Genomic DNA, 11,056 nt, shown 5'->3' on the forward strand with positions numbered 1-11,056 from the left:
GGCGCAGCCTTAATAGGCAGGGGTGTTAATGGGGGATCAGCTCCCTTGATAACCATTGCCTGAGTGAAGCACAGGACAAAAAAAACCGAAGCGCGTGGGCTTCGGTTCTGGGTGTTGCCGGTGGCTTAGGCCGGGAACAGTTCGCTCAGCTTCATGGCCAGCATCATGTCGCCTTCAGCGCGCAGCTTGCCGCCCATGAAAGCTTGCATGCCGTCGGTTTCGCCGCTGACGATGCCTTCCAGGGTTTCGCCGTCCATGACCAGAGTGACCTGGGCGTCCGGGTTTTCGCCTTCCTTCAGTTCACAGGTGCTGTCTTTGACGATCAGCGAGAAGTGTTTGTCTTCATCAATGCGAAAACCAAATACCAGGTCCAGGCCTGCAGCAGCGGCTGGGTTGAATTTGGCTTTCATTGCTTGAACGGCATCAGCTACAGAAGTCATGGTTCGATCCTTATATAGGGTGGTTTACAGCGGCCCGAGGGCCGCGGTTGCCGACGCTCATCGATAGGTGATGAGTGACGGCGTCTTCAACAGTTGCAAATGCACATGACTGTTGAAGGAAGCCAGGGTTGCCTCGTTGCCATGGAACTTGAGCTGGCTGAGCGAGGTATTGACAATTTGCCAGCCGAGCTTGAAGGCATCGGTGGGCGCAATGCGGGTCAGGCTGTGGATCAGGGCGGTAATGGTGCCGGCAGACGTGAACACGACAATGTTCTGCTGGCTTTTGGCAAGTTCAAGAATGCGGTTGAGCCCCGCTTGAACCCGCTCGACAAACCCCATCCAGGTTTCCAGACCGGGGGTGTCCCAGCTACCGCTGAGCCAGCGGTCGATGATCCGTTCAAAGATGCGCTGGAACTCGGCCGGGTTGCACGCGGCATCGCTCATGATCGCCAGCGCCTCAGGCTCCTCTGGCAGCAAGCCGGGAAGCAGGGCTTCGAGTATGGCGAATGCATCGAATTCGTTGAATGAGGCGTCGGTTTCAAGGGCAGGGATGGGCAGCCCGGCGGCGTTGATCTGTGCCAGGGCATGGCGCGCGGTGTCTTGCTGGCGTGACAGGTCGCCTGACAGGCAACGGTCAAAGCGCAGGCCCAGGTCGGCCAGATGCCGACCGGCAATTTGTGCCTGCAGCACGCCCAGGGGTGACAGCACGTCGTAGTCGTCTGCACCGAAGGAGGCCTGGCCATGTCGTATCAAATAGATGCTGCCCACGTCCGCGTCATTCCGGTCCGCTGAAAGTCAGGCGAGGTTAGGAGGATGGCAAGTGGCTGTCAATGAAAAAACATACGCTTGTTTGAATTCCTCCTGAGACTGAATGCGAGGCGTTTCACGGCTGGCAGGCCCCGGTTGGCGCCGGTATGCTGGTTGCCATTGCGCAGCCCTGACCCGAGGGCTGCAGACGTTTTAAGGAGAGGCTGTGGAATTTCTTGCCGAGTACGCCAGTTTTCTGGCCAAGACCGTGACCCTGGTGGTTGCCATAGTGGTGGTCCTCGTGACCCTTGCGGCATTGCGTGGCAAGGGGCGCCGGGCCACCGGGCAATTACAGGTCATCAAGCTCAATGACTTTTACAAAGGCCTGCGTGAGCGTCTTGAACAGTCGTTGTTGTCCAAGAGCCAGCTCAAGGCACTGCACAAGCAGACCGGTAAAGCGGACAAAAAGCAGAAAAAACAGCCTGATGACAAACCTCGGGTCTTTGTTCTGGACTTTGTCGGTGACATCAAGGCTTCTGCCACTGAAAGCCTGCGTCACGAAATCACTGCGCTGCTGACCCTCGCAAAGCCGACTGATGAAGTGGTCGTGCGCCTGGAAAGCGGTGGCGGCATGGTGCACAGCTATGGCCTGGCATCGTCGCAACTGGCGCGTATTCGCCAGGCAGGCATCCCGCTGACTGTCTGCATCGATAAAGTCGCCGCCAGTGGCGGTTATATGATGGCGTGCATCGGGCAGAAAATTATCAGCGCACCGTTTGCGATTCTCGGCTCCATTGGCGTCGTTGCGCAGTTACCCAACGTCAATCGCCTGCTGAAAAAGCACGACATCGACTACGAAGTGCTAACCGCAGGCGAGTACAAGCGCACGCTGACGGTGTTTGGTGAAAACACCGAAAAAGGCCGCGAGAAGTTCCAGCAGGACCTGGACATTACCCATCAGTTGTTCAAGAACTTTGTGGCCAAGTATCGTCCGCAACTGGCAATCGATGAAGTGGCCACCGGTGAAGTCTGGTTGGGTGTTGCCGCGGTCGACATGCAACTGGTCGATGAGCTCAAGACCAGCGACGAGTACCTGTCCGAGCGGGCCAGGGATGCCCAGCTTTATCACTTGCACTATGCCCAGCGTAAAAGCTTGCAGGAGCGAGTGGGGCTGGCGGCCAGCACGTCGGCTGAAAAGGTGGTTGATTCACTCTGGGCACGTCTGACTCAACAGCGTTTCTGGTAATAACCCCCGGCACTGTTGCAGTTGCAGCAGTGCCGTTTGTTTGGAACTTGTTCTGGTTTTTAAGTGTGGTAATTATTAATTGTTTTAAACCTGTTTTTAACTGAGTTGCTAGCAGTGTGATCAAGTAATTAACGGACTTTATTAATGTGCGCTCTATAAGCTGGCGGTATCACACCTATGCCGAGCTTGAGCCATGACACACACTAGTGCATCACAGACAGAACACTCCGTTATTGAACGCGCCAGCCAACTGGCCAATTCGCGGGCCGACAATCAACATGGTGCTTATATAGCTGCCTTGTTGGCGCCCTGGTTTATTCAGGCAGACCCCGGCTTGCGTGAGGCATTGCGCAACAGCTTTATCCAGGGCCAGGAGACCCAGCGCGCGGTAGGCGCTGTCCTGGCCGGGTTGCAACCCATCGAACAGTTTGCTGAACCGTTGCTCAAGGCCGTGCTGGCGGGTCGCGGCTGGGGCCAGGTGAACCCCAGAGCCTACGGGATCAAGCATGTTCGTCTGTTGAGTAACCTGACGCTGTTCTTTGCCCGTCAGCAAGTCAAGCTGGTGGACACACTGATCAGGTTAACCTTGCCCGATATCCTGCACCCCGAGTCACTGGAGCTTGATCTGGTAGCCAGCACCACTGACCACAGTTTGTTGCAAGCGGCGTTGCAGAATTTTGAAGTTTCAGAAACCCGCAGTGACGGCTTTGATTCGGGTAGTTGTATTTATGAAGTTGTTGGCCGAAGGCAGGTTGAACACGCGACCCTGAAGCCGCAACACTTTGCACTTATATGCCGCGACTTGAACCTGGGTATGCAGTACCAGAGGCATTTGGCTGATGTGTTTGAACCGGTCGATGGCAACTTGGCGCCGGAGAATGTCAATTCCAGAGCGTCTAAATTAAATCGGTTGTTCAGCCGGAACATACGCTGCGAAGTCTTGTCGGCCCTGCACATGGCGCATATGAAGAGGGAGGTCATGACGGTGCATTACGCTTTTGTGCTCAATCTGTTGTCGGCCCCCGGGAATCGATTGGCGGGCATGCTGCCTGGCCATAGCACGTTGCAGATCATGGGCTTTGAAGTGCCGGGGGTGATGGTCTTTTGGCCAGAGCAACAGCCCGTGCAGCAAGTACAGGCGTGCGTACTTTATCTGCCGAACAGTCCTGATCGGGCTTTTCACGCATTTGAATCTTTTGAAATGCTCAAGGCGACATTGCGCGAGTGGTTGAAGGGCCAGGTGTTTGCTCGTTACTTCTTTGAACTGGTGCCGCTGCGTCACCGCGCCGAGTTCATGCGGCGTACGGACATGAAGCATGTGACCTGGGATTCGCTGTTGCTGCGCCGCCCGCCCATTATCAATGAGCCGGCCCTGATGTCCGAGAGCGTGCATCTGCCCCAGACAGAAGACCCCTGTGTCGTGGCCTGGCGTTTGCAGCTGGCGAAAATCAAGGACGATGCCAGATTGCTGGTCGTGCCCACTGAAGACGAAGATTCTAAGACCCGCCTGGAACGCCAGGCGACCTTTTTGAATACCGGGCTCAGCCTGCTGACATTGGCGCTGGGTTTTGTGCCTGTTCTGGGTGAGATTTTGCTGGTAACCAGTGTGATTCAGCTGGGTGTCGATGTGTATGAAGGGATCAAGGCCTGGCAACGCAATGACCGCGTCGCGGCCCTGGAGCACTTGTTCGATATCGCACAAAACGTTGCCCTGGCGGCCGGTTCTGCCGGGGCTGCATCCGCATTGCGTCCATTGCCCGTGGTGGATGCGCTGGTGCCTGTGCGCACGGTCACAGGCCAGTTGCGTTTGTGGCGCCCGGACCTTGAACCCTATGTATTCAAGGACGTCTCGTTGACCGGAGTCGTCCCCGATGCGCAAGGGCTGCACAGCGTGGGCGGCAGGCAATTTATCCAGCTTGAAGGTCGTGTGTTCCGGGTGATGCCGGTTGCCGGCGCGCGGCAGGGCTTTATCCAGCATCCCAAGGACGCCGGGGCCTATACGCCCCGGCTCGAACATAACGGTTGCGGGGCATGGGTGCATGAACTGGAGACCCCCATGCAATGGTCGCGTGCGCAGTTGTTCAGCCGCCTCGGTCCTGAGGTGAAAGGGGTGTCACAGGCAACGGCCGAGCTGATTTTGAAGGTGACCAATACCGGTGAGGGGCTGCTGCGCAAGCTGTACATGGATCACCTGCCGCCACCGGCCCTGTTGGCGGACAGTATCAAGCGCGTACGGTTAAGTGAAATGATCGAGAGTTTTATCGAGCAGATGAAACAGGGCATCAATCGCTCCGTAGACAATGCGTCGTTGCAACTGCAATTGCTGACCCGATTGCCGGGCTGGCCTGCGGATCGAGTGCTGCGCCTGGTCGACAGGGAGGGGGTGGTGCTGGAGGAATATGGCTTTGACCGGGTGGAAACCCATCCGCGACTGCAAATTGCTGAAAGCCAGGTCAGGAACGGCGATCTGTTGAAAGTGACCCTGGAATGCCTGTCATCCCGTCAAGTCGACAGATTGCTGGGGCAGCCTGTCAGAGGGCTTGAGGCGCAGGTTCAAGCCCTTTCGCGCATGTTGGGTGAGCTTGCCCAAGTGAGCAAAGCCGAGCTGCTCTCGCGGCTGTACAGCGGTGGCGAGGTTGTGCCAAGGCTGGCACACAGGCTTAGAAGGCAGTTTCCCGGCTTGCCGGTGCCCGTGCTGGAGGAGTTAATCAGCCACTTGTCCCCTGAAGAACTTGATGCCCTCGGCAGTGGCGAACGTCTGCAGTTGCATGTTCTGGAGGAGGCGCGCCATTACGCCCAGGTTGTGCGCTTGAATCGCTCGATAGAGGGTCTCTACTTTGAAGCCTTGCGCAACGCCGACAGCAACTCGCTGGCCTTGTTGGCCCTGGCGGATTTTCCGGGCTGGCCCGCGTATTTGCGCCTTGTGATTCGTGACAAGCGTACCGGTGAAGTGCTGCACTCCGTGGGCAATGCCACAGCCACGAAAACCCGGGAGTTTCTGAAGGGTGATGGCGAGTACGAGATTTCTGGAACTGTTCAGAGAAGGGCTTATCGCAGTGCCGATCTGTTGAACTGTGTGGCTTATACGCTGACGCCTGCGGAGCGCAGCGTACTGGGCCTTCCCGTGGTCGATGCCGGGGCAGTGCTTGGTCGCAAGATTGCCGACGCGGCGGCACGCAATCGGGCGCGCAGTGCCCAGTTGATGGGTATGCAACCCATTAAACCCTGGTTCAGATCTCCGTTGCGCCTGGCTGATGGCCGTGTGGGATACACCCTGGGCGGGCGCTCGGGACGCTTGCTGGAAGAGCAAAGCCCCAGGCAGCTCAAGGACCTGGCCAGAGAGCTGTTCCCGACCATGAGCGAGGCACAGGTGGGGCAGTTTTTGTACCGATTGAGGCTTAGTCCGCAATTGGCTGCCCAGGCCCTGACCCAGCTCAAGGCGCAGTTGCAGACACTGCGCAACGATCTTGACCATTGGGTGGGCAGCACGGTGTGGAGCCAGCCGACGGTGGGGCCGCGGGTGCAGGTATCGGCCCAGGTCAAGCGCGGGATCAGCCAGACCCTGATTCGCACCTGGCGCAGGCTGGGCGAGAGTGTGCATCTGGAAGGGCACAGCGGGTATGTCCTGGATCTCAATGCATGGCCGGTTGATTGCCTGCCGGATCTGTCGGCGGATTTCAGCCATGTCAGCTCATTGCGCTTGCACAACTCGCCAAACGGTCAATTCCCCGACAGGTTTCTGGAGCAGTTCCCTCATCTGCGAATAGTGTCCCTGGTCAACAGCCAGCTTGCCGAACTGCCTGCGGCGCTTTCCAGCATGCCTGAACTGCTCGAACTGAATCTGCGTGGCAATCAGATTGTGTTAAACGAGAGTGCAGCTACCCTGCTGTCGGGGCTGACCAGGCTCAAATCCCTTGATCTGGTGGGCAACCCTCTGGGCAGGCGCATCTCTGTTCAGCGCATGGTGGATCTTGAACAACTCAAGTTGCGCTATACCGGCCTGCAAACCTGGCCTGAGGGTGTGCTGTCACTCAGGCGCCTGCAAACCCTTGATCTGCGTGACAACAGCATTAGTCGCATACCACCAGAGGTGCTGACTGCCGGCAGGGCTGCGGTTAATCGAGTCACGTTCTTGCATGACAACCCGTTGAGTGCGGACTCTTTGCGCCGCCTGGAAAATTACCGGCGCGAGCACGGCATCACCTTTGGCATCAGGCCACGTCGTCAACATGTCGAACCCGTACGCGGGATTTTTCATTGGGCGCCAGAGCCCACGGCCGAACAACTTGGCGTCTGGAGTGATCTGAGAGGCATGGGTCGCTCGACTGATTTTTTCCGCGTCCTGGAGGACCTCAGCGCGTCATCCCAGTATTTGCGCGGGCGTGAAAATTTAACGACGCGCGTATGGAGCATGCTTGACGGGATGCACGGCAACAGTGAGTTGCGAGAACAGTTATTTGACGTATCGGCCAATCCGAATACCTGTGCCGATGGCATTCCGATGATCTTTGCGGACCTGGAACTTCGACACCAGATCATGACGGCTCAAGGCGCAGCCAATGCCGAAGAAAAACTCCTGCGACTGAGTTATGGGCTGTTTCGCATCGAGTTGCTGGACACCCATGTGCAAGGGGTCATTGAATCGCGAATTGCCCAGGTCCATACCGATCAGCGAAATTACGTCCAGCAGTTGCAGCGCCTGGTTGATGCTGCGGGTACGGTTGAGCTGGATCAGCCCTTGGCGGACATGACCCCGCAGGAGCAGCAAGGTATTGCTTATCGGCTGGCAACGCCGCAAGCCATGCAGTTGGCGCAGAGGCTCAGCCCTGTTGACTTGCAGCTTCGGCTCGAACGGATCGAACCGTTGGAAGTACAGATGTTTTATCAGGTCAGGTTAGCCGAGGAACTTGGTTTGCCCGCACGGCCCAGGAGCATGATCTTTGAACGGTTGGCCAACGTCACCCCGGAGGAACTGGAGGCTGCAAAATACTATGTGTTGAGTGAGGACACCCAGGCCAAGCGGATTGCCTTCATTGAAAAACAGGCGTTCTGGGAAGCGTTTCTGGAGAAGAAGTACCCTGCGGTGTTTCAGTCAGCGGATTCTCCGTTGCATGAGCGCATGCAGTCGCTATATGTCGGGCGCGAGAGCATGTCCAGTCAGGACTATGTTGAGCAAACAGGGGAGGTAGGGGAAAGTCGTCGCCAAGCGAGAGAGGTCATCATCAGCCGATTGACCCGGGAAGAAATAGCAGAACATCCGTTTATGCAGGTTTAGCCTGGCGCGGCGCCTGAATAAACCTTGAAGATGGGCTGGCCTTGGGTGAACCCAAGGCCAGCCACACACTTAACGACGGCGGAACAGCGGCATCGGCTCGTCGCTCGACGACTGGTAGGTCACCGAAAAATCCTTCAAGCCTTCCAGTGCTTCGTACGGGTCTTTATCGGCGCGAATGGCGAACGCGTCAAAACCGCAGCGATGCAGATAGAACAACTGGTCGCGCAGCACATCGCCAATGGCGCGCAATTCGCCTTTGTAACCATAACGGTCACGCAGCAAGCGGGCATTGGAGTAGCTGCGACCATCGGTGAAGGCCGGGAAGTTCAGGGCAATGACCTGAAAATGCGCTACGTCTTCGCCCAGTTCCTCGGCTTCTTCATCGCTGTCCAGCCACACACCCAGGCCGCCATCACGGGCCTTGAGTGCATGGCCGTGCTCGCGCCACATCACCAACGGGACGATGAGATCGTCGCAGTTGGAGATTTCGTCAAAGGTGGTTTCCTTGGGCAGCAAGTGCCAGGTTTCGTCGATGACCTGATTGTTCTTAATGATTCGCTGCATAGACGCGCTCCTTGAAAGGGTCAATGCCGATACGTTGATAGGTGTCGATGAAGCGCTCGTCTTCGGTACGTTTTTCAACGTAGACGTCGATCAGCTTTTCAATCACATCCGGCATGGCGTCTTGTGCGAACGAAGGACCGAGGATTTTGCCCAGACTTGCGTCACGGCTGGCGCTGCCACCCAGGGACACCTGATAGAACTCGGCGCCTTTCTTGTCGACACCCAGAATCCCGATGTGACCGACGTGGTGGTGACCACAGGCGTTCATGCAACCGGAGATGTTCAGGTCCAGCTCGCCGATGTCGAACAGGTAGTCCAGGTCTTCGAAACGACGCTGGATCGATTCGGCGATCGGGATCGACTTGGCGTTGGCCAGGGAGCAGAAATCGCCGCCCGGGCAGCAGATCATGTCGGTCAGCAAGCCAATGTTCGGCGTGGCAAAGCCATTTTCGCGCAACTCGCCCCACATGGTGAACAACTGGTTCTCTTCCACATCGGCAAGAATGATGTTCTGTTCGTGGGAGGTGCGCAACTGGCCAAAGCTGAAGCGGTCGGCCATGTCGGCAATTGCGTCCCACTGTTTGTCGGTCACATCGCCCGGCGCGACGCCGGTAGGCTTCAACGACAGGGTGACAGCGACATAACCCGGCTTTTTATGGGCCAGGGTATTGCGGGTACGCCAACGGGCGAAGCCCGGGTGCTGCTTGTCGAGTTCGGCCAGTTCAGCGCCGAAGTCAGGCAGGGCTTTGTAGTCCGGGTCCACGAAGTGCTTGGCGATACGCTGCACTTCAGCTTCGGTCAGGGTATTCGAGCCACCGCGCAGGTGAACCATTTCGGCTTCAACGCGCTCTGCAAACACTTCAGGCGTCAGGGCCTTGACCAGAATCTTGATCCGCGCCTTGTACTTGTTGTCACGACGGCCATAGCGGTTGTAAACCCGCAGGATGGCTTCGAGGTAGCTCAGCAGGTCTTGCCACGGCAAGAACTCGTTGATGAACGCGCCGATGACCGGCGTACGGCCCAGGCCGCCACCCACGAGTACGCGAAAGCCCAGATCGCCGGCTTCGTTGAATACGGGCTCAAGACCAATGTCATGGACTTCGATTGCAGCACGGTCGGATGTCGAGCCGTTGATTGCAATTTTGAATTTGCGTGGCAGGTAGGCGAATTCCGGGTGGAAGGTCGTCCACTGACGCACGATTTCGCACCAAGGGCGCGAATCGATCAGTTCATCGGCAGCGACACCGGCGAACTGGTCGGTGGTGACGTTGCGCAGGCAGTTGCCGCTGGTCTGAATGGCGTGCATCTGCACGGTTGCCAGCTCTTCCAGAATGTCCGGAATATCTTCCAGCGCGGGCCAGTTGAACTGCACGTTCTGGCGGGTACTGATGTGGGCATAGCCCTTGTCATAGTCGCGAGCGATTTTGGCCATCATTCGCGCCTGGCGCGAAGTCAGTTGACCATACGGCACCGCAACTCGCAGCATCGGGGCAAAACGTTGAACATAAAGGCCATTTTGCAGGCGCAGGGGGCGGAACTCTTCTTCGCTCAGCTCACCTGCCAGATAGCGTCGGGTCTGATCCCGGAACTGCTTTACGCGGTCCTCGATGATCCGCTGATCGTACTCGTCATATACGTACATATAGGTCCTGTTCTCAGGCTGCTAACAGCTTATCTGCGCGCACGGCCGCGCACTCCCCACGGAGCGGGGCACGATACCAGTTTGTAGTTATGCGCAAAAGTGATGTTTAAGCATATGCAAAGAACCAAAACGACTATAAGAGGTTGATTCTCAATCCCTTACTTGTGGTCGGGGCATTGCTGGACTTAACTGAGCAGAAGTCTTCAAGCAATCACCCATAAAACCGAAAAGAGGCGATGCGATGAGTACTCCCGTGAAAGCGCGCAAAAACGACAGCAAGGTTGATGCGTGGGCTATTTTTTTCCTGATCATTCTGGTGGTTGCCACGGCGGTGTTTTGGGTGAGTCATCAGTAGCCGCCCTGTAGTCGCTGACGAGCCGTGCGAGGCTGCGATCGGCGTGATGCGGCACCCCGACGTAGTCGTCGTAAATCAGCTTCCACGGTTAGCCAGGCAAACCGCGTGTACCGGTTTTGCGACCGCTTCGCGATCGATCGCAGCCTCGTTCCACTCGTCAGCGACTACACGCGGGATGGGTGGCGAAATCTGTAGTCGCTGACGAGCCGTGCGAGGCTGCGATCGGCGTGATGCGGCACCCCGACGTAGCCGTCGTAAATCAGCTTCCACGGTTAGCCAGGCAAACCGCGTGTACCGGTTTTGCGACCGCTTCGCGATTGATCGCAGCCTCGTTCCACTCGTCAGCGACTACACGCGGGATGGGTGATGAGATCTGTAGTCGCTGACGAGCCGTGCGAGGCTGCGTCCGGCGTGATGCGGCACCCCGACGCAGCCGTCGGAAATCAGCTTCCACGGTTAGCCAGGCAAACCGCGTGTACCGGTTTTGCGACCGCTTCGCGATCGATCGCAGCCTCGTTCTACTCGTCAGCGACTACACGCGGGATGGGTGATGAAGTCCGGGTTCGTTATACCCCCGCCAGATGCAGCACCAGCTTGACGATCCCGAACAGGATCAAGGCAAACACCGCGGTAAATAACAGGCCCAACAGCAAAAAATGGGCGGGTTTGCCGTGGGTGAAATCCCGGGTCCGGTTTTTTCCGCTCTGTACACCAAACGCAGCGGCCATCACGCTGTGCAGCATTTGCCAGAAGGTCGGTGGCTTGTTGTCCGCAGGATCGTCCATTT

The 11,056-nt window shown here is 57.4% G+C and carries 7 protein-coding genes; 2 read left to right on the forward strand and 5 right to left on the reverse strand.

Annotated elements, in window-relative coordinates; all coding sequences use genetic code 11:
• Window positions 1-125: 125 nt before the first annotated feature.
• Together AACY07_RS09170 and AACY07_RS09175 are read right to left on the reverse strand one after the other, a co-directional pair.
• Window positions 126-440, reverse strand: a complete 315-nt coding sequence (locus AACY07_RS09170) for an SCP2 sterol-binding domain-containing protein (protein ID WP_095000408.1) — start codon at window positions 438-440, stop codon at window positions 126-128.
• Window positions 441-497: 57 nt separating this feature from the next.
• On the reverse strand, window positions 498-1,208 hold the full coding sequence (locus tag AACY07_RS09175) for a histidine phosphatase family protein (protein WP_339474492.1): 711 nt from the start codon (window positions 1,206-1,208) through the stop codon (window positions 498-500).
• 205 nt (window positions 1,209-1,413) lie between these two features.
• Here AACY07_RS09175 and sohB point away from each other — a divergent pair, with 205 nt between their 5' ends.
• Together sohB and AACY07_RS09185 are read left to right on the forward strand one after the other, a co-directional pair.
• A complete protein-coding gene (gene sohB / locus AACY07_RS09180; RefSeq protein ID WP_133076881.1) occupies window positions 1,414-2,433 on the forward strand; it encodes a protease SohB in 1,020 nt (339 codons plus the stop codon).
• A 193-nt stretch (window positions 2,434-2,626) separates the two neighbouring features.
• Window positions 2,627-7,708 (forward strand): NEL-type E3 ubiquitin ligase domain-containing protein, encoded by a 5,082-nt coding sequence (locus tag AACY07_RS09185; RefSeq protein ID WP_339474494.1) that lies wholly within the window; start codon window positions 2,627-2,629, stop codon window positions 7,706-7,708.
• 69 nt (window positions 7,709-7,777) lie between these two features.
• Here AACY07_RS09185 and AACY07_RS09190 read toward each other — a convergent pair whose 3' ends face one another.
• From AACY07_RS09190 to AACY07_RS09200, 3 genes are all read right to left on the reverse strand, one after another.
• Window positions 7,778-8,272, reverse strand: a complete 495-nt coding sequence (locus AACY07_RS09190) for a DUF934 domain-containing protein (RefSeq protein ID WP_133076879.1) — start codon at window positions 8,270-8,272, stop codon at window positions 7,778-7,780.
• Window positions 8,256-9,914, reverse strand: a complete 1,659-nt coding sequence (locus AACY07_RS09195) for a nitrite/sulfite reductase (RefSeq protein ID WP_133076878.1) — start codon at window positions 9,912-9,914, stop codon at window positions 8,256-8,258. The genes AACY07_RS09190 and AACY07_RS09195 overlap by 17 nt, the downstream gene beginning before the upstream one ends.
• Before the next feature lie 921 nt (window positions 9,915-10,835).
• Entirely contained in the window at window positions 10,836-11,054 is a 219-nt protein-coding gene (locus AACY07_RS09200) for a DUF2970 domain-containing protein (RefSeq protein WP_133076877.1), read from the reverse strand.
• Window positions 11,055-11,056: the final 2 nt, after the last annotated feature.

Source organism: Pseudomonas sp. RL_5y_Pfl2_69 (assembly GCF_963970465.1).
In the GTDB taxonomy this organism is placed as follows: Bacteria; Pseudomonadota; Gammaproteobacteria; order Pseudomonadales; family Pseudomonadaceae; genus Aquipseudomonas.

Coding starts and splice junctions, on each gene's coding strand:
- AACY07_RS09170 (WP_095000408.1), bottom strand. CDS start 440: ATGACTTCTGTAGCTGATGCCGTTCAAGCAATGAAAGCCAAATTCAAC.
- AACY07_RS09195 (WP_133076878.1), bottom strand. CDS start 9,914: ATGTACGTATATGACGAGTACGATCAGCGGATCATCGAGGACCGCGTA.
- AACY07_RS09185 (WP_339474494.1), top strand. CDS start 2,627: ATGACACACACTAGTGCATCACAGACAGAACACTCCGTTATTGAACGC.
- AACY07_RS09200 (WP_133076877.1), bottom strand. CDS start 11,054: ATGGACGATCCTGCGGACAACAAGCCACCGACCTTCTGGCAAATGCTG.
- AACY07_RS09190 (WP_133076879.1), bottom strand. CDS start 8,272: ATGCAGCGAATCATTAAGAACAATCAGGTCATCGACGAAACCTGGCAC.